26 protein-coding genes and 1 riboswitch are annotated in these 24243 nt (G+C 70.5%); of the genes, 12 read left to right on the top strand and 14 right to left on the bottom strand.

The genetic code is table 11. The features are described from left to right. The first annotated feature begins 170 nt into the window (after positions 1 to 170). The 3 genes from C1C97_RS04335 (at position 171) to C1C97_RS04325 (ending at position 2494) form a co-directional block, all read left to right on the top strand. Positions 171 to 449: a type II toxin-antitoxin system Phd/YefM family antitoxin gene (locus tag C1C97_RS04335; protein WP_121030168.1), complete on the top strand. Its 279-nt coding sequence runs from the start codon at positions 171 to 173 to the stop codon at positions 447 to 449. Beyond that, complete coding sequence (locus C1C97_RS04330; RefSeq protein WP_121030166.1) at positions 450 to 704, top strand: Txe/YoeB family addiction module toxin; 255 nt, start codon at positions 450 to 452, stop codon at positions 702 to 704. It abuts the gene before it with no gap. Positions 705 to 1063: 359 nt separating this feature from the next. Further along, a complete protein-coding gene (locus C1C97_RS04325; RefSeq protein ID WP_121030164.1) occupies positions 1064 to 2494 on the top strand; it encodes an anion permease in 1431 nt (476 codons plus the stop codon). A gap of 86 nt (positions 2495 to 2580) precedes the next feature. Here C1C97_RS04325 and C1C97_RS04320 read toward each other — a convergent pair whose 3' ends face one another. The 5 genes from C1C97_RS04320 to C1C97_RS04300 form a co-directional block, all read right to left on the bottom strand. Next, positions 2581 to 3330 (bottom strand): succinate dehydrogenase/fumarate reductase iron-sulfur subunit, encoded by a 750-nt coding sequence (locus C1C97_RS04320; RefSeq protein ID WP_121030162.1) that lies wholly within the window; start codon positions 3328 to 3330, stop codon positions 2581 to 2583. Between the two features lie 13 nt (positions 3331 to 3343). Then, positions 3344 to 5338 carry a fumarate reductase/succinate dehydrogenase flavoprotein subunit gene (locus C1C97_RS04315; protein ID WP_121030160.1) on the bottom strand — a complete coding sequence of 665 codons (1995 nt, stop codon included), beginning with the start codon at positions 5336 to 5338 and terminating at the stop codon, positions 3344 to 3346. Beyond that, positions 5338 to 5973, bottom strand: a complete 636-nt coding sequence (locus tag C1C97_RS04310) for a succinate dehydrogenase cytochrome b subunit (protein WP_233542725.1) — start codon at positions 5971 to 5973, stop codon at positions 5338 to 5340. Before C1C97_RS04310 ends, C1C97_RS04315 begins: the two co-directional genes overlap by 1 nt. Positions 5974 to 6247: 274 nt before the next feature. Then, positions 6248 to 6760, bottom strand: a complete 513-nt coding sequence (locus tag C1C97_RS04305; protein WP_147406047.1) for an aldose epimerase family protein — start codon at positions 6758 to 6760, stop codon at positions 6248 to 6250. 394 nt (positions 6761 to 7154) lie between these two features. After that, on the bottom strand, positions 7155 to 7664 hold the full coding sequence (locus tag C1C97_RS04300; protein ID WP_121030155.1) for a GNAT family N-acetyltransferase: 510 nt from the start codon (positions 7662 to 7664) through the stop codon (positions 7155 to 7157). A 159-nt stretch (positions 7665 to 7823) separates the two neighbouring features. After that, positions 7824 to 7935: riboswitch (TPP riboswitch) on the top strand. Between C1C97_RS04300 and C1C97_RS04295 the strand changes: the two genes are divergently transcribed. Further along, positions 7918 to 9213, top strand: coding sequence for a phosphomethylpyrimidine synthase ThiC (locus tag C1C97_RS04295; RefSeq protein ID WP_267897584.1), 1296 nt, complete (start codon positions 7918 to 7920; stop codon positions 9211 to 9213). (Overlaps the previous riboswitch by 18 nt.) Positions 9214 to 9241: 28 nt before the next feature. Then, positions 9242 to 10153: a GNAT family N-acetyltransferase gene (locus tag C1C97_RS04285; protein ID WP_407657244.1), complete on the top strand. Its 912-nt coding sequence runs from the start codon at positions 9242 to 9244 to the stop codon at positions 10151 to 10153. 97 nt (positions 10154 to 10250) lie between these two features. On the opposite strand, the gene C1C97_RS04280 is transcribed toward C1C97_RS04285, so the two are convergent. Then, complete coding sequence (locus tag C1C97_RS04280; RefSeq protein WP_407657243.1) at positions 10251 to 10577, bottom strand: helix-turn-helix domain-containing protein; 327 nt, start codon at positions 10575 to 10577, stop codon at positions 10251 to 10253. A 77-nt stretch (positions 10578 to 10654) separates the two neighbouring features. After that, positions 10655 to 11548, bottom strand: a complete 894-nt coding sequence (locus C1C97_RS04275) for an alpha/beta hydrolase family protein (RefSeq protein ID WP_121030151.1) — start codon at positions 11546 to 11548, stop codon at positions 10655 to 10657. 153 nt (positions 11549 to 11701) lie between these two features. Between C1C97_RS04275 and C1C97_RS04270 the strand changes: the two genes are divergently transcribed. From C1C97_RS04270 to C1C97_RS04260, 3 genes are read left to right on the top strand one after another with little or no spacing between them, the layout of a single operon-like run. Further along, a complete protein-coding gene (locus C1C97_RS04270; RefSeq protein ID WP_199712169.1) occupies positions 11702 to 12307 on the top strand; it encodes a helix-turn-helix domain-containing protein in 606 nt (201 codons plus the stop codon). Beyond that, positions 12300 to 13019 (top strand): B3/B4 domain-containing protein, encoded by a 720-nt coding sequence (locus C1C97_RS04265; protein ID WP_121030147.1) that lies wholly within the window; start codon positions 12300 to 12302, stop codon positions 13017 to 13019. The genes C1C97_RS04270 and C1C97_RS04265 overlap by 8 nt, the downstream gene beginning before the upstream one ends. After that, positions 13016 to 13921, top strand: coding sequence for an EamA family transporter (locus tag C1C97_RS04260; RefSeq protein ID WP_121030145.1), 906 nt, complete (start codon positions 13016 to 13018; stop codon positions 13919 to 13921). The genes C1C97_RS04265 and C1C97_RS04260 overlap by 4 nt, the downstream gene beginning before the upstream one ends. A 127-nt stretch (positions 13922 to 14048) precedes the next feature. Here the strand turns inward: C1C97_RS04260 and C1C97_RS04255 are convergent, their stop codons facing one another. From C1C97_RS04255 to C1C97_RS04240, 4 genes are all read right to left on the bottom strand, one after another. Further along, a complete protein-coding gene (locus C1C97_RS04255; protein WP_121030143.1) occupies positions 14049 to 14801 on the bottom strand; it encodes an amidohydrolase family protein in 753 nt (250 codons plus the stop codon). Then, positions 14798 to 15985, bottom strand: coding sequence for an MFS transporter (locus tag C1C97_RS04250; RefSeq protein WP_121030141.1), 1188 nt, complete (start codon positions 15983 to 15985; stop codon positions 14798 to 14800). The genes C1C97_RS04255 and C1C97_RS04250 overlap by 4 nt, the downstream gene beginning before the upstream one ends. Then, positions 15982 to 16578: a DUF2087 domain-containing protein gene (locus C1C97_RS04245; protein WP_121030139.1), complete on the bottom strand. Its 597-nt coding sequence runs from the start codon at positions 16576 to 16578 to the stop codon at positions 15982 to 15984. The genes C1C97_RS04250 and C1C97_RS04245 overlap by 4 nt, the downstream gene beginning before the upstream one ends. Positions 16579 to 16771: 193 nt before the next feature. Continuing rightward, positions 16772 to 17449: a GAP family protein gene (locus tag C1C97_RS04240; RefSeq protein WP_233542723.1), complete on the bottom strand. Its 678-nt coding sequence runs from the start codon at positions 17447 to 17449 to the stop codon at positions 16772 to 16774. Between the two features lie 69 nt (positions 17450 to 17518). On the opposite strand from C1C97_RS04240, the gene C1C97_RS04235 reads away from it, so the two are divergent. Then, a complete protein-coding gene (locus C1C97_RS04235) occupies positions 17519 to 18118 on the top strand; it encodes a TetR/AcrR family transcriptional regulator (protein WP_121030135.1) in 600 nt (199 codons plus the stop codon). Positions 18119 to 18265: 147 nt separating this feature from the next. Here the strand turns inward: C1C97_RS04235 and C1C97_RS04230 are convergent, their stop codons facing one another. Then, positions 18266 to 19525, bottom strand: coding sequence for a glycerophosphodiester phosphodiesterase family protein (locus tag C1C97_RS04230; RefSeq protein ID WP_233542721.1), 1260 nt, complete (start codon positions 19523 to 19525; stop codon positions 18266 to 18268). A gap of 265 nt (positions 19526 to 19790) precedes the next feature. Beyond that, positions 19791 to 20426, bottom strand: coding sequence for an endonuclease (locus C1C97_RS04225; protein ID WP_121030133.1), 636 nt, complete (start codon positions 20424 to 20426; stop codon positions 19791 to 19793). A 400-nt stretch (positions 20427 to 20826) separates the two neighbouring features. On the opposite strand from C1C97_RS04225, the gene C1C97_RS04220 reads away from it, so the two are divergent. The 3 genes from C1C97_RS04220 (at position 20827) to C1C97_RS04210 (ending at position 23457) form a co-directional block, all read left to right on the top strand. Next, positions 20827 to 21312: a pyridoxamine 5'-phosphate oxidase family protein gene (locus C1C97_RS04220; protein ID WP_121030131.1), complete on the top strand. Its 486-nt coding sequence runs from the start codon at positions 20827 to 20829 to the stop codon at positions 21310 to 21312. Positions 21313 to 21496: 184 nt separating this feature from the next. Then, positions 21497 to 22663, top strand: coding sequence for a type III polyketide synthase (locus tag C1C97_RS04215; protein ID WP_121030129.1), 1167 nt, complete (start codon positions 21497 to 21499; stop codon positions 22661 to 22663). Next, on the top strand, positions 22663 to 23457 hold the full coding sequence (locus C1C97_RS04210; protein ID WP_121030127.1) for a class I SAM-dependent methyltransferase: 795 nt from the start codon (positions 22663 to 22665) through the stop codon (positions 23455 to 23457). Before C1C97_RS04215 ends, C1C97_RS04210 begins: the two co-directional genes overlap by 1 nt. On the opposite strand, the gene C1C97_RS04205 is transcribed toward C1C97_RS04210, so the two are convergent. Next, on the bottom strand, positions 23430 to 24242 hold the full coding sequence (locus C1C97_RS04205; protein WP_121030125.1) for a nitroreductase family protein: 813 nt from the start codon (positions 24240 to 24242) through the stop codon (positions 23430 to 23432). The genes C1C97_RS04210 and C1C97_RS04205 overlap by 28 nt on opposite strands. Position 24243: the final 1 nt, after the last annotated feature.

The following is a 24243-nucleotide window of genomic DNA, read 5'->3' as shown; positions in this document are numbered from 1 at the left end:
TCCTGAACTGCCTCCTGCGGCTAACCCTGGAGAGCAGCAGCTGCAGTGCTCGCTCGCGTCGGCAACGTCCCCAGTGAGGGAGGCCCATGCCTGATCGTCGTCATGCGGCCCACCCCAGAGTGTTGATTGGTACCATAAACCTGTACCAGTCAACGTAGGGAAGGTACTCCATGTCCATCAGCGCCAGCGAGGCCCGCAAGACTCTCTTCCCGCTCATCGAGCGCGTGAACGAGGACCAGGAAGCCATCGAGATCGTCTCTCGGAAGGGCAACGCGGTGCTCATGCCCGCCGACGAGTACGCGGCGTGGCAGGAGACCGCCTACCTGTTCCGGTCGCCGTCGAACGCCCGCAGGCTTCTCGACGCCTACGATCGTGCCCGTGTCGGGAAGACCCAGGTCCACGAGCTCGACCGTTCCGACGAGTCGGTCAGCCAGGCTCGGGACGTCTGAATGCGGCTGGTCTGGGATGAGGCCGCCTGGGAGGACTACACGTACTGGCAGACCTCCGACCGGAGAATCCTCAAGCGGATCAACCTGCTCATCGATGCCTGCCTGCGCGAGCCGTTCGAGGGCATCGGCAAGCCGGAGCAGTTGAAGTACGGGGCGCGGGGCTCGTGGTCGCGGCGCATCAACGAGGAGCACCGGCTCGTCTACCTCGTGACTGGTGAGGATCTCGTGATCTTGCAGGCTCGATACCACTACTGAGCCGGGCTGAACTGTCGTTGTTCGGATCGGTTGTGCCAGGTGACTTTGTGGCCGACGCTTATGGCGAATTTCTGGGATGCCCGAGAAGATTGTCCGACCCTTCATTGGTGAGGAATGTTGCTGTGCCCGATGAAGCCCCGTTCCTTCACCGACTGGCATCCGGCCTTTGACCCCCTGCCTATGGTCACCCGATGAATGGTGACGGGAAACACGAATCAGGTCGCCGCCGCATGCCCGGGGAACCGTTTTTCCCCTGGTCCCGGGTCTAAAATTGAGGCAAGAAGGGTCTCACACCGGAGCGACACTCGGAGGCAGAAATGTCCGGCCATCAGGTTGATTCCACCCACGAATCCAGAACCATGAGCCGAGACACTGTCTCGATGCTCTGGAAGTTCGGGCTCATGCTCCTCGTGGGTGCGGTGATCTTCTTCATCCCGGCACCCGAGGGCGTGGACCCCCGCGGCATGCACATGCTCGGCATCTTCGTCGCGACCATCCTGGGGCTCATCCTGCAGCCCCTGCCCACCCCCTCGGTGGCGCTGATCGGGCTGGCCACGGCCATGATCACCGGCGCCATGGACGTCAAGGGCGGGGAGGCGCTGAGTGGATTCTCCAACTCCGCGGTGCTGCTCATCGTCGCGGCGTTCTTCATCGCGGACGGATTCCTGCTCACCGGGCTGGGCCGCCGCATCGCCCTGATGTTCCTCTCCGTGCTGGGCAAATCGCCCCTGGGCATCGCCTACGGCATGGCCGTCACGGACCTTCTGCTCGCACCGGCCACGCCGTCCAACACGGCCCGCGCCGGTGGCGTGATCTATCCGATCGTCCGCTCCGTCGCCGAGGTCCAGGGCTCCACCCCGGACACCGACGAGTCCCGCAGGAAGCTCGGCTCCTACCTCACGTTCACCGCCGCCCACGTCAACGTGATCACCAGCGCCATGTTCATCACCGCCATGGCCGGCAACCCGCTGGCCGTGGCCTCCGCGGAGAAGCTCGGCGTCCACATCTCCTGGGGCCAGTGGGCCCTGGCCGCGCTGATCCCCGGCCTCGTGAGCCTGGCGGTGGTCCCGTGGCTGCTCATGAAGATCTACCCGCCCACGCTGAAGAGCACGCCGGAAGCACCCACCATGGCCCGCAGCGAGCTGCAGAAGATGGGGTCCATGACCCGCGGCGAGATCATCATGGCGGCCACGTTCGTACTGCTCCTGTTGCTGTGGGTCTTCGGCACGGCCATTGGCGTCAACGCCACCACGGCGGCCTTCGTCGGCATTGCGGTGCTGCTGGTGACCAAGGTGCTCACCTGGAACGACATGGCCAAGAACGGCTCCGCCTGGAACACCCTGATCTTCTTCGCGGTCCTGGTGGGCATGGCGGAGAACCTGAACAACCTGGGAGTCATCACCTGGATCGGCTCGGTGGTTTCCGGTGCCGTCGGTGGCATGCCCTGGGCTGTTGCCTTTGCCATCCTGGCGCTCGTCTACTTCTACGCGCACTACATGTTCGCCTCGAACACCGCGCAGATCGTCGCCATGTACGGCGTGTTCCTGGGCGCGGCCATCACCGCCGGTGCCCCGCCGATGTTTGCGGCCCTCGCTCTCGGCTTCATCGGCAACCTCTTCGGCGCCATCAGCCACTACGCGTCCGGCCCGTCCGGCGTGGTCTACGGCTCCGGGTACGTCAAGGTCTCCGAGTGGTTCAAGGTCGCCTTCATCATGTCCGTCGCGATCATTGTCATCTGGACCGTGGTGGGCACCGGCTGGATGTGGGTCCTCGGCGACCTCGCCATGTAGTCCGCACGGCGAACCCGGCCAGCACGACGACGCTCGCTACCCTCCCAGGGGCACCGAGCGTCGTCGTCTGTCGTCGGGGGAGCGGGTCAGTCGTCCTTGTTGCGCAGCACCTGCCGCAGCTTCTCCCGATTGAGCCCGGCGATCGCGGTGATCGGGATACCCGCGGGGCACACCTCCGCGCACTCGCCGTAGACCGAGCACGGGCCGAACTCCTCCTCGGCGGCGCGCGTGATGCCCTTGGCCCGGCGGCTGCGCTCCTTCTGGCTGGAGGGCAGCGTGGCCAGGTGCATCGTCTTGGACCCGGCGAACAGCTGCGCGGAACCGTTGGGGCACGCGGCCACGCACGCACCGCAGCCGATGCACGCTGCCAGGTCCAGGGCCCACTCCGCGGACTCGTGGGTCACGGGAATGGCGTCCGCATCCGGGGCGGTGCCCACGGAGGTGGACACGAAGCCACCGGCCTCGATCACCCGGTCCAGGGCGCTGCGGTCCACCGCGAGGTCCTTGACCACGGGGAACGCCCCGCTGCGGAACGGCTCGAGCTGCACGGTGGCGCCGTCCTCGAAGGAGCGCAGGTGCTGCCGGCAGGACGGCGTCTTTTCCTGGGGGCCGTGGGGCCTGCCGTCCACGGTCACGCCGCACGCACCGCAGATGCCCTCGCGGCAGTCCGAGTCGAACGCCACGGGGTCCTCACCGCGGGCCACGAGGTCGTCGTTGAGCTTGTCCAGGGCCTCCAGCAGCGAGAACTCGGGCCCCACGCCCTCCAGCGGGTACTCCTCGAAGTGCCCGTCCTCGGCGCCGGACTCCTGCCGCCAGACTTTCAGCGTGAGTTTCATGAGGATGGTCCTCTCATCGGTAGTCGCGGGTCTCGGGCGGGACGCTGGGGAACTCCAGGTGCTCCTGGTGCCGCACGTAGCGCGGACCGGGCGCGGCGGCGTCGTCGGACGCGGTGCGTTCCCAGGCCGAGGCGAAGAGCCAGTGGGCGTCGTCGCGCTGGGCCTCGCCGCCCTCGGTCTGGTGCTCGTCCCGGAAGTGCGCGCCGCAGGACTCGTCCCGGTCCAGCGCGTCCAGGCACATGAGCTCGGCCATGTCGAGGTAGTCGGCCACGCGCCCGGCCCGTTCGAGCTCCTGGTTGAAACCGTCCGGGCGGCCCTGCACGCGCAGGTCCGTCCAGAACTCCTCGCGCAGCGCGCGGATGCCCTCCAGGCCCTCGACGAGGCCCTCGGCGGAGCGGGTGACCCCGCACTTCGCGTAGAGCAGGTCTCCCAGGCGGCGGTGGAAACGCTCGGGGCCCTGGGTGCCGCCGATGTTGATCAGGGCCTGCACGCCGGCCTCGGCCTCGGCCACCGCGGCGCGCACGGCGTCGTCGTCCACCGACAGCTTTCTCTTGCCCAGCAGCGGGGCCAGGTAGTTGGGCACCGAGTAGGGGAGCGTGAACCAGCCGTCCACGCACGCCGAGAGCAGCGAGTTGGCGCCCAGGCGGTTGGCCCCGTGGTAGCCCCAGCCGGCCTCGCCGCCCACGAACAGGCCGGGGACCGACGTCATCATGTCGTAGTCGCTCCACAGCCCGCCCATGGCGAAGTGCGCGCCGGGCGCAATGCGCATGGGCTCCTTGTACGGGTCCTCGCCCGTGGCGTCCGAGTACATCTCGAAGAGGTTGCCGTAGCGCTCGGCGATCACTTTCTTCCCAAGCCGCTCGATCGCGTCCCGGAAGTCCAGGTACACCGAGTTCTTCAGGGGCCCGACGCCGCGGCCCGCGTCGATCTCGGTGCGCGCCGCACGGCTGGCGACGTCACGGGGCGTGAGGTTGCCGAAGGCCGGGTACCGGCGTTCCAAGTAGTAGTCGCGCTCGTCCTCGGGAATGTCGTTGGGTGCGCGGTCGTCGCCCGGCTGCACGGGGACCCAGATGCGGCCGTCGTTGCGCAGGGACTCGCTCATCAGCGTGGTCTTGGACTGCCACTCGCTGGAGACGGGCAGTGCCGTGGGATGGAACTGGATGAAGCACGGGTTGGCGAACAGCGCGCCCCGCCGGTGGGCCCGGAACGCGGCCGTCACGTTCGAGTTCTTGGCCAGGGTGGAGCGGTAGTACACGTTGCCGTAGCCGCCGGTGGCCAGCACCACGGCGTCGCCGGTGACCGCGGAGATCTTTCCCGTGACGAGGTCGCGCACCACGATGCCCTGGGCGCGGCCGTCCGCGACGATCAGGTCCAGCATCTCCGTGCGCGTGTGCAGGTTCACCTGCCCCGTGGAGACCTGCCGCAGCAGCGCCTGGGCGGCGGCCACCTGCAGCTGCTGACCTGTCTGCCCGCGGGTGTAGTACGTGCGGGAGACCTGCACGCCACCGAACGAGCGGGTGGCCAGCTGGCCGCCGTACTCGCGGGCGAAGGGCGCACCGATCGCGTTCATGTGGTCGATGACCCGCACGCTCTCCTCGGCCAGGCGCCAGGCATCCGCCTCACGGCCCCGGAAGTCTCCGCCCTTGACGGTGTCCTTCACGAACCGGGCCACGGAGTCGTTGTCCACCGTGCGGGCGCGGGCCGCGTTGATGCCGCCCTGGGCCGCCACCGAGTGCGCTCGCCGCGGGGCGTCGTGGAACGTGAAGGACTCCACGTTGTACCCGAGCTCCCCGAGGGCCGCGGCGGCGCCCGCCCCCGCGAGACCCGTGCCGACCACGATGACCGTGAACTTGCGGCGGTTCAGCGGCGAGACCAGGCGGTAGTGCAGCCGCCGGTCCGCCCAGATCTGGGACGCGGGAACTTGCGTGTCGAGACCGGGGAGGTCCGAGCCCACGGTGCGCAGCTCCTCGAGCAGGGCCTGCGCTGAGCCAGTCGTGGATGGAGTCATCACTGAATCACTCCCAGCAGAACCACGAGGGGGATGGTCACGTTGCCCACGCAGACGGCGATCGCCACCAGCCCGGCCACCCAGGCCGCGACCTGGCGCAGCCGCCTGCCCGTGGCACCGAGGTCGTTGGCGGCGGTCCACGTGCCGTGGGCCACATGCACGGTGAGCACGAGCATGGTGAGGATGTAGAAACCGGAGACCAGGGGACGTTGGAAGCTGGCGACCAGGTTGGCATAGGCCGAACCCGCCTCGAACGTGTCCGTGGCCGCGGGTTGTGCACCCAGGGTGAGGTCGAGGACGTGGAAGACCACGAACAGCAGGATCACGATGCCCGTGCCCAGCATGGACCGCGCCATCCAGGCTTCGCCGCGCGTCAGCCCGGAACGGCGGAACGGCCCGCGGGCACGGCGGGCGCGTGTCCACAGCAGGAGTCCGCCCCCGACGTGCAGGACCAGACTGGTCACCAGCACCGCGCGGAGGATCCACAGCACGCCCTCGTAGGGAACCAGCGGCATCAGCAGCTCGCGCAACCAGTGGGCGTAGTGGTCGAACTCCTCCTGGCCCCGGTAGATGTGCAGGTTGCCGTACATGTGGACGAACACGAATCCCACGAAAATGAGCCCGGTGAGAGCCATGGTGGTTTTCGCCGCGAAATTGGATATCGGCAGTCTTCTGCGCGGCGGGGACGCTGTTTGTTGCCGCCTCTGCAGGGTTGCCGTCATGACTGTCCTTCCCCCGTGCCTGAACTGCGTCCACGATGTCGCCGACTGTGAATTCCACGCTACTCCTGGCAGGGGTGCAGAGTGCTGATTGCCGTGCATCCACCGGGGGTGTGAGGACTGCTGCTGGGAGAAAAGATCAGCGATCGGTGATTCCAGGATGTGCGCAATTCAAGTGTGGTCATTGGATTTAGCGGCGCACAGGTGTCTGCAGCAGCTGCGCCGCACGATCGGTCAGTGCCCGGACGTCCAGGTACGGCACCACAACGTGGCCGTCCACCTGTTCGTGCAACCACCGGGAGGGGGTCCGCAGCCCGGCGGTGTCACCCGGCGGCAGTTCCACCATGCGGCGTCCGAGGTTGTCGTGGACGAGCAGTGTGCGGCCGCTCTCGGCGAGGGCCTGGATCAGGCGCTCGCCGTAGGGCGCGGGAATGGCCAGGAGGGACTCGGGGGAGATCCAGTCGACGACGACGCGGTCCCCGGCCGCGAGGCGGGCGAGGTGGCCAATGGCGTACGCGTCGTACGTGGGATCGCGTCGCTGGTAGAAGGGGAGGTCGTGCTCCGGTGGCAGCACGATCTCCACGCTCCCGATCGTGTGGTGCTGCTCCCGGCCGCGCCAGGTGCGCCAGCGCACGCCGACCGGGTTTATGACGTAGCCGAGCATGCGCCTGATGAAGCGCTTTTTACGGACGGTCAAGGCCATTGGGGGACAAACCTTCTGTCGGACAAAGGCGGCGGCGGCGCGCGGTGCGGCCGTGACGGAACGATCCGCCTCGCGCGTCACGATACTGCCACGGGTGGGGGAGAGCACCTTTGGCTGACCGCGGTGAATGCCGTCGCCCTGGGCCGCCAGCTCTGACAGCCGTGAACCGAGCGGCCCAGGGCACCGTGTGGATCGGTTGCCGACGGCAACCAATAGGAGAGCCACCGCGGCCCGCGACGTGGACAGTCAGTAGGGCTTTGACCCGCTCCCAAAAAGACTTTGTGGGCTCCCTTGGATTTTTGGGGTAAAGCCAATAACAGGGAGAGATGTCACGACCGAGCACGGATGGTTGGTGCCCAGCATCAGGGGCCAGCGTCTGTGAGTCTTTCTGTGGTTACGAGCCAGGGTGAGTGATGAAACCGAGGTCGTGGTACAGCTTCATGGCGGCAGAGGAGGTGCCCTCTCCGAATCGCAGACTGAGGGCGGGATCGCCTGCGGCAACACATGTGGCGATGGCGTGTTGCAGGAGAGCTCGTCCAGCCCCCACGCGTCGGGAACTGGGGGACACGAACAGCTCAATGATGAACGGGCCATCGAGATGCTTGTCCCAGATCGAGCGCTCCACCACCATGACAGCGCCGACGAGCCGGTTTCCACGCCAGGCGCTTGCGCTGGCGTCGAGTCGCAGACGCCCGTAGTCCCCGCAGAATGTGGACTCGATGTCTTTACGGGCGGCCCCCACATCGTCGACGGCAACCCCTCGGGGGTAGCTGTCAAAATACACTTCCGCCAGGGCGGCTGTGTCGACCGCCTCCAGAGGACGGATTCCGATTTGGCTCGACTGGCGATCAACGCTCGCGCTGACAGTCGGCGCAAGGGACAGACGCAAAAGATCTGAGGGCATGATTGTTCCGTTCTGGGTATGGGGATGCAGAGAGTGAGCAACTCAGCGACGGAACATGTGCACGATTCTAGTGAGGAGCCGTTCAGGAACAAGACGCTCTAGCAACCTTGAGCGCAAAGAAAGACGTTTCCCCACCCGCGGATCTGTGCTAGACATGTGACCGTCCACACGGGAGCCCCAGACACGGGGGCTGAGATCGGGCCAGTGCTGCCCGAGACCGTCGAACCTGAACCGGCTCGTACCGGCGTAGGAAGTGTGGAACGGCCATGTCTGCACATGCCCCCACACACGCAGCACCACCCCTGGAAACCAGTCCGAGCAGCAGGAGTCCCACCGCCTCAGCTGGGTCGAGGACACGGAGCACGGCATCCAGGTTCCGGTCACGGAGATCCACCAGCTGGACGCCCCGGACGGCACACCCAATGACCCGTTGCGGGTGTACCGCACCATGGGTCCGGGCAGTGTCCCGGAGGAGGGGCTGGAGCCCTGGCGGGCGCCGTGGATCGAGGAGCGCGACGACACGGGGGTCCACGAGGCCCGCGGTCGGAAGCTCGAGGACGACGGCCGCAGCGCCGTGCGCCGCGGTGCACCGTCGCAGCAGTGGCGGGGGAGGAAGCCGGAGCCCCGGCGGGCCCGGCCCGGCAGGACGGTGACCCAGATGCACTACGCGCGCCGCGGCGTCGTGACCCCGGAGATGCGCTTCGTGGCGCTGCGGGAGCAGTGCGACGTGGAGCTGGTGCGCCAGGAGGTGACCGCCGGCCGCGCGGTGATCCCCCTGAACGTGAACCACCCGGAGTCCGAGCCCATGGTCATCGGGCGCCAGTTCCTGGTGAAGGTGAACGCGAACATCGGCAACTCGGCGGTGACCAGCTCCATCAGCGAGGAGGTGGCCAAGCTGGAATGGGCCGCCAAGTGGGGTGCGGACACGCTCATGGACCTCTCCACGGGCAACGACATCCACACCACGCGCGAGTGGATCCTGCGCAACTCGCCCATTCCCATCGGCACGGTGCCCATCTACCAGGCGCTCGAGAAGGTGGACGGGGACGCCAACGACGCCGCCCAGTTCGCCGAGCTGACCAAACGTGCCTGGGAGCACGACGTGCAGGTGATGGTGGAGGGTCCCGGCCACATCCCGCTGCACAAGACCCGCGAGAACGTGGAGCGCCAGCAGGAGCTGTGCGACGGCGCGCCGTTCTACACGCTGGGCCCGCTCGCCACGGAACGGGACGACGCGCTGTCCAAGGCGCGCTCCGAGTTCCGCTGGCGGGACCAGTTCGGGCTGGGCCTGGACCCGGTCACCGCGCAGGAGTACCACGACGAGACCCTGCCCGCCGAGCCCGCCAAGACCGCCCACTTCTGCTCGATGTGCGGGCCCAAGTTCTGCTCCATGCGCATCTCGCAGGACATCCGGGACACCTACGGCAGCGCCGACAACCAGGCGGCGATCGCGGGCATGCAGCGCAAGAGCCAGGAGTTCCTGGCGGTCGGAGGGCAGGTCTACCTCCCGGAGCCCGCGCTGCGGGAGCCGGACACGGCCACTCCCTGACACGCAGGACGACGCCGCTCGGCCGGGTGTGCGTCCAGCCCACCGCGGGTGCCCGCTCGGATCCCGGGCGGGCACCCGCGGTGGCAGGCCCTCGTGGCGCTGCTCGTGTTCCGCATTCCCGCCTCTGCGGTGGTCGGCGCCGGTGTTCCCGCTCATTGCGCCCGTGACCGACTGGATCGGCGTGTTCCTCACGGGGTCGGTGGTCAACTACAACACCCTGTTCGGCCCGCTCCAGGTGGCCATCGCGCAGGGCATCGGTGCGAGCCCCGCCCTGCTGGTGGGCACCAACACCGCCGGGCAGGCCTCCGCCGCGATGCCCGCCCTCACGCCGGTGCGGGCCGCCGTTCGCCCGGGACGGTGTCCCACGGGTGATACTGGGTTCTCCGACCAGCCTCCCGAGGAGCCCGTCATGGCACAGTCACTGGCCACCTGCATCGCCCCGCCGGGTCCGCGCCTTCGGTTCCTTCGCGCGGAGGACGCACCGCAGGTCCTGGCGGCGTTCGTTTCCGACCCGGAGATGGCTCGTCAGGGGACCGTTCGAACCCTTGTGGAAGCCGAACAATACGTCCGCACTGTCAGCGATCCCGCATCAGGCGCTGCCTGGGCGCTGTGCGAGGGGTCGATTCTCGTGGGCCTCATTGGCATCACCATCGACGAGCAGAACAAGAGCGGCTGGTTCTGGTACTGGACGGCCGTCAGCGCGCGGGGCCGGGGATGGACCGCACGGGCAGCGGCCACGGTTGCCGACTGGGCGTTGTCAGAGCGTGGTGTGGAACGACTGGAGCTGGGCCATCGAGTGAACAACCCGGCGTCCGGGGCTGTCGCCCGGTCCGCCGGCTTCGTGAGGGAGGGGACGGAACGGGGAAAGTTCTTGATCGACGGGGCCCGTGTGGATGTGGAGACCTACGGGCGGCTCGCGTCTGATCCCTGGCCCACATAGTCGTCTGTCCCGTTTGTCGAGGCGCTCGCGGAGAGTGAGGCGCGTCCCGGGCCAGGGGCGCTCGGGTGACGTGGTGAGCTGAAGACCTCGAGCGTCGTCATCGCGCGCGCTTCCTCGTGAGATTGCCGGCGCGCAGGCGCCCCACGTCGCTCTCCAGGGGATCAACCGCGTGGACGGCGATGTCCAGGATGCCCAGCGCGCGCAGCACCTGGGCCACGTTGCCGAAGCCGACGCCGGGATCGCCCTTCTCCACCCGGCGCAGTGTGTCGCGTGTGATGTCCGCGCGCTCGGAGACCTGCTGCGCGGTCAGGTTCAGCACCAGCCGCCAGCCGCGGATGTGCGCCCCGAACTCGGCCATCTGCCGTTCGATGTGGTAGCCGGCCATGACCCCCTCCTCGCTGTCAATGACGAGAATAACAGTCACTAGCACTCTTTGTGGCGAACAACGTCGTCATTGTTCCATCGTGCGAGAGCCACGAGTGGCAGTCCGGGTGGAGCGGGTCAGTCCTGGACCGACGGCGCGGTGAGCCAGTCCACCAGACCCGGCCACACGGCGTCGGCGGCGGAGCGGCGGAATAGACCGTGGTGCCCGATCCGTGCGACCCCCAGCTGCTCCGGGGTGAACGTGCGGTGTTCCACGGACGCCGAGGTGAGCCGATCGGTCAGGGCGCGCATCTGGGCGGGGCTGGCCCACGGGTCGTCGGACGCGCCCAGGGCGAGCACCTGCTGGGTCACCGAGGCGGCGCGGGACGTGGCCTCCATGGACGGGTCGTCGAAGAAGTAGCCCGGGCGGCGCGCCCAGGCGCCCCACTCGATCATCGCCGCGGTGGGCATGTCCTCCCCGATGCCCAGCCGTCTGCCGGGCATGTAACCCAGCGCCCGGCTCAGAGCGGGGCCCACGGCATGCAGCATGGCGGCCACGCGCAACCGCTCGGCGCGCGGCGCAATGGTCCTGGTGTGCGCCAGGTGGGAGGAGACCACCGCGAAGCGGTCCAGGCCCTCGATGCCGTGCCCGAGCACCATGGCGTGGCCGCCGATGCTGTGGCCCACGGCCATGACCGGCAGGTCCGGGAAGCGCTCGCGGGTCCACGCGGCGACCGCGGGGACGTCCCCACCCATCCAGTCGCGCATGCGGATCTCCCGATGCTCGCGAGGGTTCCCGGACGCGCCCGTGCCGCGGTAGTCGTACGTCACGGCGGCGAGCCCGCGCGATGCGAGGTACTGCGCGAACCCGGTGTAGAACCGCTCGGGAGTGGCCGTGGCGGGGTGCACGACGACGACGCCGCTCGGGCCCTCCGCGGGCAGCCACAGGTGGCCGGCCACGGTGCCGGACCCCACGGGGATGCGGAGGTTTTCGCGGTCGTCGGCTGCGGGGGAGTCCCGGTGATCAGACATGGAAGTCACTCTAGAGTGCTTCAGCACCGGGGCGGTCTGCCGCCCGCGCCCCCGAGGGTTGTCGGAAGCGGGTCTGCGAAGGGTTGCCCCCTGAACGGGTCCGTGCGCCTGTAAATTTTTACAGTGCACGTAAAGTGCACTATGTTGCATTATATGGCGACCACCCCGGACACCCTCGCGCGCGCCATCGGCGAGCGCGTGAGACATGAACGCACCACCCACGGCTGGACCCTGGACCGGTTGGCGGAGCAGGCCGGCGTGAGCCGGCGCATGCTCGTCAACGTGGAGCAGGGATCCGCGAACCCGAGTGTCGGCACGCTGCTGCGGCTCGCGGACGCGCTGGGGGTCGGCCTTCCGGCGCTCGTGGAGCCGCCCGCGCAGTGGACGGCCAGGGTGACCCGCGCCGGTGACGGGGCTCTGCTGTGGCGCGGGGACCACGGCGGCCGCGGCGTGCTCGTGGCCGGCACCGAACCGCCGGACGTGGTGGAGCTGTGGGACTGGACCCTGGCCCCCGGTGAGCGCCACGCGAGCGAGGCGCACAGCGCCGGCACGCGTGAGCTCCTGCAGGTCCTGGAGGGTTCCGTGCTCGTCGAGGTCGGCGACGAGTCCCACGCGCTCGACGCCGGGGACGCCCTGACGTTCCCAGGCGACGTCGACCACTCCTACGCCCACACCCACGGCTCCACGGCCCGGTTCTCGCTCTGCGTGTTCGAGCCGGGCGTGGGGCACACGCGCACCCCGGAGGCACCGCATGCATGACGACCGCTCACCCCACCCGTTCCTCGCCCGCTGCGCGATCGACCCCGCCGTGGCCGAGCTGCGCCCGGACTACCGCGCCCTGCTGATGGTCGTGGACGGCCTCGACGCACGTGCCGCCTCGCCGGCCGCGGACCGGATGATCGCCCGGGCCGAGACCCGCGCGCGAGAGCTGCTGGCCGGCGCACCCGTGGTCGAGCTGCCCCACATCGCCGCGTGGCGGGACGCGTACCGCGCGTTCGGCGCCAAACCGCAGCGCACCCGCAACAGCCTCGAGGCCCTCACCCGCCGCGCCGAGGGCGGGCTGCCCCGCGTCAACGCCCTCACGGACATCTACAACGCCGTCTCCGTGCTGCACCAGATCCCCCTGGGCGGCGAGGACCTCGCCCGCTACCGCGGGCCCGCACGACTGGTGCGCGCCACGGGGGACGAGGCCTTCGACACGAGCGCCGACGGCGCGGACGTGGTCGAGCACCCGGACGCGGGCGAGGTGGTGTGGCGCGACGACGCGGGGGTCACCTGCCGGCGCTGGAACTGGCGCCAGGGCCGCCGCACGGCGCTGTCGGACGGCACCCGCTCGGCCCTGTTCATCATGGACGCCCTCGCCCCGGTGGACGACGCCGCGCTGAGCGCCGCGGGGGACGACCTCGCCGAGGCGCTGGCCACCCTGGGCGATACCGTCACGGTGTCCCGCACCGTGCTGCGGGCCTCGTGAGCACCCGCCGCACGCTCGACGGGCTGCCACCGTGGACGCTGGCCGTGACGGCCATGCTCGCCGTGCAGCTCTCCAACGCGCTGTCCGTGCCGGTGATCGGGCAGGTGGGCCCGGCCGGCACCGCGTGGCTGCGCATGTGCTTCGGGGTGGTGTTCCTGTGGCTCCTCGCCCGCCCGGCCATCGGCTCCCTGCGGCGGCAGGACATCCCGGCACTGCTCGCGCTGGGGGTGGCCACGGGGTTCATGACCACGTTCTTCCTGGCCGCCGTGGACCGCATCCCCCTGGGCACGGCCGTGGCGGTCGAGTTCCTCGGGCCGCTCACCGTCGCCGGGGTGACGAGCAGGCGCCGCTCGGCACTCGTGTGGCCGGCCCTGGCCTTCTGCGGCGTGGTGCTGCTGAGCGAGCCGTGGCGCGGGAGCATCGACCCGGCTGGTCTCGGTTTCGCGGTGGCCGCCGGCACGTGCTGGGCCCTCTACAACGTGCTCACCCAGCACGTGGGGGACAGGCTCTCCGGCATCAGCGGCCTCTCGCTCACCATCCCGGTCGCGGCCGTGGCCACCCTGCCGGTGGGTCTGCCGCAGGTCCTTGGCGGGGAGCTCGTGTGGTGGGTCCTGCCCGCGGCCGCGGGGATCGCCCTGATCACGCCCGTGCTGGCATTCGGACTGGAGATGCTCGCGCTGCGCCGGATGACCCACACGGCATTCGGCACGCTGCTGTCCGTGGAGCCGGCGTTCGGCGTGCTCATCGGGCTGCTCGTGCTGGGCCAGGCACCCGCGCCGGTGCAGGTCGTGGGCATCACCGTCGTCGTGCTCGCCGGGATCGCCGCGCAGCGCGGCGGGCGGCGGGATGCGCGGCCCCGCTCTTCCGCGCCTCCTGCACCGACGGCATCCGGAGCGGCCTGATCCCGGACGGCGCCGCCGGGGCCGGGGTGTGGCGGACGACGTCGCCGGGGCCCGCCGCGGCCTCCCCGCCGTCGTGCCGACACCCGCGCGGCCGGGTGGGGCGTCGGGGGCGGGGCGTCGCGGTGGGCTACGGGGCGTAGAAGGCGGCGGCGTTGTTCCAGAACACGTCCGCCACCTCACCGGGGGAGAGGGCCGCGCGGATCACCTCGAGGTCCTCGTCCCGGAACGGGCGGCGCGCGCGGGTGGAGGGCGGGTCCGTGCCGGCCATGAGCGCCGTCGGGTCCGTGTCCATGATCGCCCGGATGGTGGCGGTGGGGTCCAGCTCCACCCGGCCGAAACCGGTGGCCTTGACCTTCACCCCCTGCGCCACGAGTCGCAGGAGGGTGGGAAGGCCGTCCGCGTGCATGCCCAGGTGGTCGATGCTCGCGGCGGGGAGGGCGGCGATCCGGTGGGAGAGGTCGGCGTCGATGCTGCGGGCGTCGATGTAGAACTCCGCGTGCCAGCCCGCGAGATCGTGCACCCGCCGTGCCAGCCGCTCGAGCTCGTCGAGGTCCGCCGAGCCACCGCGGGCCACGTTGAAGCGCACGGCCCGCACGCCGGCGTCGTGCAGCTCCCGGATCCGCCGATCGGTGGTGTCCACCGGGATCTGCGTGACACCCACGAAGCCCGGGCCCAGCGCCCGCAGCGCGGCGACGAGGTAGCCCTGGTCCAAGGCCTGGAACGATCCGGAGACCACCGCCCCGCCGGCAATGCCCAGCCCCTCGGTGCGCTCGCGGTAGTCAGCCACCGTGAACGGCCCGGGCACGAACCCGTCGTTCGCCACGAGCGGGTGGGCGGGGTCGATGATGTGCAGGTGGGAGTCGAAGACTTGCTGGGTCATGGAAGCTCCTTTCGAGGTGCACGTCGGCCGCCTGCTCCGGCGACGACGCGCACCACCGCCCCGAGGACGGCGAGCCCCCCGGCCCCGGCAAGCGCCGCGACGCCGTGCTGCGCGCCCGCCGCGCCGCCCACCACGTATCCGGCGACCAGGCAGCATGTCACGATCCAACGGTACGCGGCCCAGCAGCGCGCCTGCTCGGTCAGCGGAACCGCGGTGAGGATGATCCGTGACACCGCCGCGTTGAAAGCGCCGTTGGCCGCGCCCCCGATCCCGAAGAGCGGGGCGGCGGCGCCGAAGCCGGGCAGGAAGCACGCGAGCACCAGGAAAACGGCGCCCATGCACGCGGCGCCGGCGACGAGCAGCGGCGTCGCCCGCCCCCGGACCCGGCCCGCAAACTGGCCCCCCGCCACGAGGCCGACACCCCACAGGCCCCACGCGAGGCCCACGTGCGCCGATGTCCAGGCGGCTGGACCGGTGAGCACGAAGACCCCGGCCACACCCTCCAGGGAAGTGGCGAACACCGTCCACGCCAGGAGCAGGAGGCCGGCGACCCCGAACGATCCCGGCGCGGCCAGGCGGGAGAATCCCAGGAGGACTCCACCCCGAGCGGAGGAGTCCAGGGGCACCGGCGCCCGCCCGGTCACGGCGAGCGCCACGACCGCCAGCAGGAGGAAGCTCGCCGCGTCGACCAGCAGCAGGGGCGCCACGCCGTTCATGCCGAAGGCCACCCCACCGAGTGCGGCCCCGGCGGCCTGCGACAGCCCGTTCACCGTGGCCAGGTGCCCGCCCGTGCGCTGGTGGTTGCGGCTGTGCCGCGCGATGAGCTTGTTCGCCACGGGGCCGGTGAGGGCCGCGACGGCGCTGGTCAGCGCGACGCACAGCACGATCACGGCATCCCGTTGCAGCACGGCCATGGTGATGAACAGCAGGCCCTGGACCAGCAGGGAGGCCGGCCACCACCACCAGCGCAGCGACCTGTCCGCGATGACCCCTCCGAACAGTCCGAGCGCCAGTGCGGGAACGGACTGGGCCAGGAGGATCGCCGCCAGCAGCTGCGGGGAGCCCGACCGGGCGGCGCGCAGGGAGAACGCGATCGCGGCGATGTCGTCCCCGCACGTGGACAGCAGCAGTCCCGCGAGCAGCACCGTGAGGCGGATGCCATCGCGTGTGGTCCCGGCGCTCACCGGGTCCGGTTGCGCAGGTGCGTGGGGAGCCAGAGGGCTTCCCACTCGGGGGTCTCCTGCCTGATGGACACCGGCCGCTCGGGCACCTCGGTGGGGAGCCAGTACACCCCCGGCTCGCGCTCCAGGTACCCGTAGTTCACGAGTTCCCGGCGCCAGAACGCGACATCCGCCACGGTGGTCCGCAGGATCTCGTTGATCTCGGACTCGGAGTAGGTGCGTCCGGCGGGGATCAGCGAGAGCAGGTGCAGCAGCACGAACACGCGGGCACGCCTGCGGGCCGGGACGGACACCACTCGACCGTCCTGCACGAAGCGCCCGAGCATCCTGCGGTACTCGGCCTCGGCGCGGCGCCACTGTTCGGACGACGCCGCGTCGGGGGCCGTGGGAGCGGACGCGTCTCCGGTCGGCGTGGGCTGCGCGGCAGGGAATGGCTCCGGCACAGAAGAGGACGCACGGGGTGCGCGGAGGGAGGAACCGGGCGCCGCGGCGTCGTCGTGCTCGCGCAGGAGGTCGGCGCGGGCGGCCGTGTAGGGCTGACCGGTGGCGCGCATGCGGGCGCGGACCAGGTCCTTGAAGTCGCTGCTGTGGGTCATCTCGTACCTCGACCGCGCACACCATCCCCAGCATGATCGCCCGGTCGGACGAGGAATGACGGCAACGGACGACCCGAGAATTCTCTCCCCTTCGCCTCGGCGCGGGAGCTGGGGTCCGTGCGCGGGCTGGGCGCTGGGTCACGCCGTCTGGTGGCGAGTATGCCACAGCGGGCGGGGGGAGTTTGTCCCGGTGTCAGTGGTGCAGGGCGGAGAAGCCGGAGCCGGCCATCCAGATGCCCACCAGCGCGGCAACCCACAGGAGCGTGATCTTCGCTTCCCGTTCCAGTGTGGGGATCAAGGCCTCCAGGCGCGGCCAGATGCGCTCGCCGAGCACGGTGGCGCCGCCGATGAGCACGAGCGCGGGCAGGATCATCACGAGGCAGTAACCGGCCAGCAGGGCGATCCGCGCGGGCCACCCGATGTTCATGGCGGTGATGATGCCGTTCGCCGCCAGGTACGGAACCATGGTCGCCGCCTCCGTCAGGGCGGCGCCGGCTCCCAGCGCGATCATGGCACCCGGGTGGAGCGAACGCGGAGGTGTGCGGGCACCCTGCCGCTTCACGGGGTCCGGGGCGAGGACCCCGTAGGCGAACAGCCCGATCCCCGAGATCAGCTTGAACCACTGCGCGGGGGCACTGCTCCACACGTCCTGCGCCGTGTCGGCCAGCAGCTCGAATCCCAGGGCAAGGGCGATTCCCAGGGCGAAGTAGATCACGACCACCGTGGCGAAGTAGAAGGCCAGGGGGAGGACGTCCACCCGTCGACGGGAGATGACGAGCACCAGAGGGATCACCAGGGTGCCGAGACTCATGCTGTCCAGCAGGGCCAGGCCGATCAGCGCCAGCACGTCTCCCATGTCCGCTCCCGTCATGTTCCGGCATCCCTCATACGAATGTACGAGAGCATCTCACCATACAATCGTACGAGAGGTGAAGGGGCCATGACGGAGGAACACGAGAAGTCAGGCGTGCTGCCCACGCAGGAACGGATCGCGGACGCCGCCATCCGTGTCATCGCCCGCCGCGGTTTCGACGTGGTGAGTATGCGCAGCGTGGCCCAGGAATCCGGACTGTCGGCGGGGACGGTGCAGTACCACTACACGACGCGCCAGGACCTGCTGGTCGCGGCGCTGACCCGTTCCGTGGAACGCCAGGTCCAGCGGGTGGAGCGGGCGCGGGGTCCTGGCGGCTACCGCGCATCACTCGTGCGCGCCCTGAGGGAGCTCCTTCCCCTGGAAGGGGTGCGTCGCGAGGACGCCGCCGTGTGGGTCAGCTACGGCGCGGCCGCTTCCACCCGCACCTGGCTCGCAGAGCTGTACTGGGCGGAGATGCAGCACTTCCACGCCATGGTGCGTGACGTGCTGGAACGCGCCCGGCAGGACGGCAAGCTGCGGGAGGGTCTCACGCCGGACGCGGCGGCCTCCCTGGTCACGGCCCTGGTCAACGGGCTGACACTGGACCACCTCAACGCACCCGATCCCGTCCGGGCAGGCGTGGAAGCCGCGCTGGATCGAGGACTGCACCTCATCGTGACCGACTGACGCGCCTTCCCGGCCGGGACTCACGCGAGCCGGTCGGCACCGGGGCCGGGAATGCTGTGCCCGCCCGCTGCCCCTGCCGGGCACACCCGGGGCCGCACCCGGAGGGATCCGCCGTTCCCTCCAGGCCCGGCCCCTGGCCGCGCGGACTCAGTTCGCGAACGTGTCCTGCAGCGTGCCGTGGGAGGACCACAGCGCCACGGAGTCACCCTCGTTGTCGAGCGCCTCGGTGGCGGCGCCGTTGTAGTAGGCCCCCGGGCGGTTGGTGCCCGGCCCGGTGTAGACGTTCAACCGGGCCCCGGGTGCCAGCACGTACCCCCGACCCACCGTGAGGGTGTTGTCCTTGGTGTCCCGGACCCGGTACCCGGACACGTCGACCGGGTGCCGGGTGGTGTTCTGCAGGATCACGTGCTCGCCGGTCTCCGGCTGCAGGTCGTTGCCGGGGACGTCGTTGACGGCACCCGCCACCCGCACGCCGGTGTTCTGGGGGAAGGCCTTCTGGCCGCGGGCGTGCCGGGAGAACTGCACCGGGAAGTCCCCGGTCACGCGGTCCACGCCGAGCGCCACCACGGAGTCGTAGGCCGCCGTGGAGTCCACCGTGTAGACGCCCATGCCGAGTCCCGCGGCCTTCACACGCTGCACGCCCGCGGCGTCCAGGAGCCGGTAGTCCGTGCCGAAGTGGTCGGCGTACGTGGCGATCTGCGCCAGGGTGGCGGCATCGGGGACGGTGTCCATGAGCTGCTGCAGGGGCACCTCGGGAGCCAGGCGGGCGAACTTCCGGTTGGACGCGGCGTCGAAACCCAGCACCTCGATCTTCCCGCACCGCACCAGCCGGTTCCACGCCGGGTTGTTCCGCAGCGAGTCCGCCACCACCTTCTCCAGACCCGGCGAGTTCTGCGGGGACTTGATCTCGACGAACACGCCGATCTTGTTGCCGGCCACCTTGGCGGCGTCGTCGAAGTGGGGGATCTTCTCGCCCGCGAACCGACCCGAGAAGTGTGAACCGGTCTCGAGCCGCTGCAGCTCGGCCCAGGTGAAGGAGGTGATGGGGTCGTTCTCCCGGCCCGGGAAGACCTGGGCCACGTTGGTGGTCCGCGCGGGGACGTCGTCGTGGAAGATGAACGGCACCCCGTCCGCGGAGAGCTGCACGTCCAGCTCGAAGAAGTCCGCATGCGAGGAGCGCGCCTCCTCGAACGCGGAGACGGTGTTCTCGGGGGCGGTCCCGGCGGCTCCGCGGTGTCCGATCAGCAGGGGCCCGGACGTGGCCGCGGCGGGGGCGGCGTGAGCGGGGGTCTGGACCGGCGGGGCGGTGGCGGACGCGGGTGCGGCCACGGGAGCGAGGACCGCGAGGGAGAGCGCGGCCGCGGCACTCGCGCGACGCAGGCGGCGGGGGGTGGGGTGAGAGTTCACGGTGGGCCTTTCACAGCGGAGGCAGGGGACGTTCCCGCAACGGTGGCCGCGGGGGCGGTCGGACGGGTGCCACGGTGCTACCCCCGCGTAGCATCGCGCCGTCCTGGACGTGACGGGAACGTGAAAACCGCATGTGTTCTCGCAGGTCACACGCGGGTCCGGCGGTGTCGGACAAGAGCGGAGCGGCACGGTGCGGGATGAGATCGGCGCGGCCTTTCGGGAACGGGGCTGGCAGGTGCGGTGCGGGTGCGCGGCGGTGCTCGGCCTACCCCAGCGGATCGCCCTTGGTGCGGTCCAGCGCCACCCGGACGAGGGCCGAGGCCAGAACGGGAAGTTGATCGGGGGCCACGAGATCCGCGAGCGCGGCGGCGTCGTCGGGCAGACCGATCCTGCGGGCACCGTCCAAGGCCTTCGTGTCGAGGTGCGGGGCGAGCACGGGCCACACCCCCTGGGCCTCGCGGGCGAAGATCGAGGCACCCGTGGGACCGATGCCCGGGAACTCCTGCAGCCGCCGCAGGATCTCCCGGGATCCCCCGGCGGCGTCACGGAGCCGGCGGAGGTCACCGCCGTAGGTGTGCAGGAGCAGGTCCGCGCCGTCGCCGAGCATGGTGGACGTGCGCTCGTCGTAGCGTTTGTAGCCGCCACGCCCCAGCGCGCTCACACGGTGGCGCCACGTGGCGGCGCGCATCTTCTCCGGCGTGGTGCACCCGGCGGCGAACAGCTCCCGCGCGCTGGCCACGGCGACCGGGGCGCCGATGCGCGCGGACAGCAGGTTGCACAGCACGAGCAGCTGGTACAGGGGCGCGGGCGTGTCCCGCAGCCGGATCCCCGCCTCCTGCGCGTAGCTGAGACCGTGGCGCTGCAGCAGCGCGTCGACGATCTGCTCCGGAGCTCGCTCCACGGCGGCATTCCTCTCGGTGCGGCACGGGTGATCACACGGGCCCGGCACACGACGACGGCGTGGCAGGGCTCTGCCCACGACGCCGTCCGGGTCGGCGGGCGAACCCCCAGCCTAGGACCGCCGGCGCCGGGCGGTCGAACTCGCGGCGGTCGGGCTCGCGCGGTGGTGGGTGGGCCCGGCCGCGCGCTGCGGGCCGGGGGCGGGCGGATCCCGGTGCCATCGGCACACGAGGTGACCGGGCCGGAGCGGACCCCCGGGATTCCGCTCGCGGCCAACTTCTCGTGCGCGGCGTCACCGGTCAATAGACTGAGGCCCGACGCCGCCGCGCGGGTGACGCGCTCGCGGGCACTTCGCGCACGGCGGCCGGACCCCATGATCAGTCGCGACGAAAGGCAGTGCCATGGCAGACAGCAACGACAACATCGAGAAGGTGCGGGACATCATCAAGGGCACCCGCATCGCCATGCTCACGCACGTGGACGGCGCCGGGCACCTGGTCTCCAAGCCCATGGCCACGCAGGAAGTAGACTTCGACGGCACCGTGCGCTTCATCGCCGAGCGGGACTCCACGCAGGCCCAGGACATCCAGTCGCGCCCCGAGGTCAACGTGGCCTACTCCGGCAGCGGCGCGTGGGTGTCCCTGAGCGGCACCGCGCGCGTGGTCAACGACGAGGCCAAGCTGCGCGAGCTGTGGGACTCCTTCTCCGGCTCGTGGCTCGAGGGCGGGCCCGAGAACCCGAACAACATCCTCATCGAGATCGACGGCGACACCGCCGAGTACTGGGACAGCCCCGGCAGCAGCAAGGTCACCCAGGTGGCCAACCTGATCAAGTCCAAGGTCACGGGTGACACCGTGAAGGGCGAGAACGACGTGGTGGACCTCTGAGCCGAGCGTCCTCACCCGTTCGACGGCCGCCCGATCCGCACGGATCGGGCGGCCGTTTCCCGTGGTGCGGCCGTGGCTGTGCGCGGAGAGAACTCGGATGTGCCGCGCCTGCCCTGCACGGTCGCGGGCTGGTGCGTGACCCGGCGGCTCGGCTGCGCCGGGTCGACCGTGCCTACCATGGGGTATGACCGTTCGTATGCTGACGATCGACACCGTGGTCCCCGAGACCGTCATCCACCAGGAGGACGTCACCCGCCTGTTCGCCGAGCAGCCGGGCATGAACCGCCTGGGTTCGCGCCTCGTGCGCTCCGCGTTCGGCGGCGCGGGGGTGGCCACGCGCCACACCGTTCTTCCGGAGCTGGGTCTCGCCGCGGCCACCGCGCCGCACGACGCCGCGCGGGCCCCGCAGGCCGACGCCGCGCCGTCGCCGTTCGTGGACCCCGCCACGGGGCACCTGCTCTCACCCGGCACGCACGCGCGCAACCAGCTGTACACGCAGAACGCGCGGGAGCTGTTCGTGACCGCCGGGAGGGCGGCCCTCGAGAGCACGGCACCGGGGATCACCGCGGCGGACGTCACGCACGTGGTCACGGTGTCCTGCACCGGGTTCTTCGCGCCGGGGCCGGACGTGCGGGTGGCCAAGGACCTGGGCCTGCCCGCGGACGTGAAACGCATGCACCTGGGGTTCATGGGGTGCAACGCGGCGTTCCCCGCGCTGCAGGCGGCGGCCACCGCGTGCCGCGCGGACCCCGAGGCCGTGGTGCTCGTGGTCTGCGTGGAGCTGTGCACCCTGCACCTGCACGTGCGCAACGACACCGACACCATCATGGGCAACGCCCTCTTCGCGGACGGCGCGGCGGCCGCCGTGATCACCGCGCGCGACGTCCCCGCCCCCGGACCCACCATGGAGCTCGTGGACTTCGAGACCACCCTGGCGCCCGTGGGGGAGGAGGAGCTCGCGTGGAGCGTGGGGGACGAGGGCTTCGAGATGATCCTGGGAACCTACGTGCCGCGGATCATCGACGACCACGTGAGCGATGCGCTGGCGCCCCTGCTGGAACGCACGGGCGAGCGTGTGCCGGACATCGGGCAGTGGGCCGTGCACCCGGGCGGACGCAGCATCCTGGACAAGGTGGAGAGCCGACTGGGCCTCGCCGCGGAGCAGATGGCGCCCTCGCGGGCGGTGCTCTCCGAGGTGGGCAACATGAGCAGCGCGACCATCCTGTTCGTGCTGGAACGCCTGCTGTCCGCGGGCATGCCGGGGACCGTGGCCGCCATGGCGTTCGGACCGGGACTGAGCATCGAGAGCGCCCTGCTGCGCCTGGTCCCCGCGCGGGACGGCCGGGGCTGATGGACCCGCTGCTGCGCTCGCGGGCCGTGCACGAGCCCGAACTCATGGACGACCCCGCCTGCGACCCCGTGGCCCTGGACAACACCTACCGGTTGTTCGGCGTGATCAACCCGCTCGTGGCCTCGTGGCGACCCGTGTACCGCCGGTACCTGCGACCCGTCCTGCGGGACGCGGCCGCGGCGGGCCGTCCCGCCACCGTGCTGGACGTGGGCTGCGGGGGCGGCGACGTCGCGCGGGCCGTCACACGCTGGGCCGCCCGGGACGGCATGGACGTGCGGGTCACGGGCATCGACCCGGACGCCCGGGCCACCCGGTGGGCGGCCGCGCACGACCGCGGAGCGGGCACCACCTACCGGACGCTCGCGAGCCACGACCTGGTGGCAGCGGGGGAGCGCTACGACGCCGTGATCTCCAACCACATGCTCCACCACCTGACACGGGAGGAGCTGTCCGACGTGCTGGCGGACTCACGTCGGCTGACCCGCGGGGTGGCGGTGCACAACGACCTGCGCCGCAACCGCGCGGCCTGGCTGCTGTACTGGGTGGCCACGCTGCCGCTCGCGCGAGCCAGGGTGTTCGTGCGCTTCGACGGTCTGCTGTCCATCCGGCGCAGCTACCGCCCTGCAGAGCTGCGCGAGGCGCTGCCCCCGGGGTGGCGGGCCGTGCGGCAGCGGTTCTTCCGGCTGCTGGCGGTGCACGCCGGCCAGGAAGCGGAGCCGGTCCGGGCGGACCGGGATCCGGTGGACACCCCGCAGCAGGACCGGACTCAGTGGGACCCGGGACGCACGTCCTGATCCCAGCCCTGCTGGGGCGTCTCGCACGTCTCCCGGAACACGTACTGGGAGGGCCGCTTGCGCTCGCGGCTGGACCAGTCGATCGCGGGGCGGTGTGTGCGCTCGGGCACGTAGCCCAGGCGGTACACGGCCATCAGTTCCAGGTCCTCCGGGACGTGGAGCATGTCCACGATCCGCTGCCACTGGTGCGGGGCCTCCATGGGGAAGGACACGAACTGGATGCCCATGCCCAGCTCCACCGTGGTGAGCCACAGGTTCTCCATGGCCGCGCCCATGCTGAACACGGAGTAGAACCCGGAGAGCTCGTCCGGGCGGTACTCCCCGCGTTCGAGCATCACACCGATCAGCAGCGGTGACCCCGCCACGAGCTTGCGGTTCTCCTCACCCAGGGTCTGCGGCACGCGCAGCCTGTTCATGAGGTTCTGCCCGGACGGGGTGAAGGCTCGGGAGGTGAACGGTCGCAGCAGGGCGGGCAGCTTGTCGAACAGCATGCCGCTGCGCAGGGTGTCCATCTCCTTCTGGCTGAACCGGAAGTACTTCTTGTAGCGGTCGAAGAACGTGCCCGCGCCCATCACCTCAGTCATGCTCTCGCCGCTGATGCGCGCCACGGTCTCGATGGTGTCCCGGTCCTCGATCAGCACGAACCGCCACGGCTGGCTGTTGAACTGCGACGGCGCCGCCGCGGCCGCGCGGATCAGCAGCTGCTGGTGCTCGGGGCTCACGGGATCCGGACGGAACGCTCCGTTGGTGGTCCTGCGGTTGAACACGACGTCCAAGAATTCCACG

It is taken from the genome of Kocuria tytonis (assembly GCF_003226895.2).
In the GTDB taxonomy this organism is placed as follows: Bacteria; Actinomycetota; Actinomycetes; order Actinomycetales; family Micrococcaceae; genus Kocuria; species Kocuria tytonis.
The sequence above is the reverse complement of the archived record's forward strand: the minus strand, read 5'-3'. Positions and strand labels throughout refer to the sequence as shown.

Bases quoted from the DNA above. Each gene is read 5' to 3' on its own strand.
- C1C97_RS04335 (WP_121030168.1), top strand. From the start codon at position 171: ATGTCCATCAGCGCCAGCGAGGCCCGCAAGACTCTCTTCCCGCTCATC.
- C1C97_RS04330 (WP_121030166.1), top strand. From the start codon at position 450: ATGCGGCTGGTCTGGGATGAGGCCGCCTGGGAGGACTACACGTACTGG.
- C1C97_RS04325 (WP_121030164.1), top strand. From the start codon at position 1,064: ATGAGCCGAGACACTGTCTCGATGCTCTGGAAGTTCGGGCTCATGCTC.
- C1C97_RS04320 (WP_121030162.1), bottom strand. From the start codon at position 3,330: ATGAAACTCACGCTGAAAGTCTGGCGGCAGGAGTCCGGCGCCGAGGAC.
- C1C97_RS04315 (WP_121030160.1), bottom strand. From the start codon at position 5,338: ATGACTCCATCCACGACTGGCTCAGCGCAGGCCCTGCTCGAGGAGCTG.
- C1C97_RS04310 (WP_233542725.1), bottom strand. From the start codon at position 5,973: ATGGCTCTCACCGGGCTCATTTTCGTGGGATTCGTGTTCGTCCACATG.
- C1C97_RS04305 (WP_147406047.1), bottom strand. From the start codon at position 6,760: ATGGCCTTGACCGTCCGTAAAAAGCGCTTCATCAGGCGCATGCTCGGC.
- C1C97_RS04300 (WP_121030155.1), bottom strand. From the start codon at position 7,664: ATGCCCTCAGATCTTTTGCGTCTGTCCCTTGCGCCGACTGTCAGCGCG.
- C1C97_RS04275 (WP_121030151.1), bottom strand. From the start codon at position 11,548: ATGTCTGATCACCGGGACTCCCCCGCAGCCGACGACCGCGAAAACCTC.
- C1C97_RS04270 (WP_199712169.1), top strand. From the start codon at position 11,702: ATGGCGACCACCCCGGACACCCTCGCGCGCGCCATCGGCGAGCGCGTG.
- C1C97_RS04265 (WP_121030147.1), top strand. From the start codon at position 12,300: ATGCATGACGACCGCTCACCCCACCCGTTCCTCGCCCGCTGCGCGATC.
- C1C97_RS04255 (WP_121030143.1), bottom strand. From the start codon at position 14,801: ATGACCCAGCAAGTCTTCGACTCCCACCTGCACATCATCGACCCCGCC.
- C1C97_RS04245 (WP_121030139.1), bottom strand. From the start codon at position 16,578: ATGACCCACAGCAGCGACTTCAAGGACCTGGTCCGCGCCCGCATGCGC.
- C1C97_RS04240 (WP_233542723.1), bottom strand. From the start codon at position 17,449: ATGACGGGAGCGGACATGGGAGACGTGCTGGCGCTGATCGGCCTGGCC.
- C1C97_RS04235 (WP_121030135.1), top strand. From the start codon at position 17,519: ATGACGGAGGAACACGAGAAGTCAGGCGTGCTGCCCACGCAGGAACGG.
- C1C97_RS04220 (WP_121030131.1), top strand. From the start codon at position 20,827: ATGGCAGACAGCAACGACAACATCGAGAAGGTGCGGGACATCATCAAG.
- C1C97_RS04215 (WP_121030129.1), top strand. From the start codon at position 21,497: ATGACCGTTCGTATGCTGACGATCGACACCGTGGTCCCCGAGACCGTC.
- C1C97_RS04210 (WP_121030127.1), top strand. From the start codon at position 22,663: ATGGACCCGCTGCTGCGCTCGCGGGCCGTGCACGAGCCCGAACTCATG.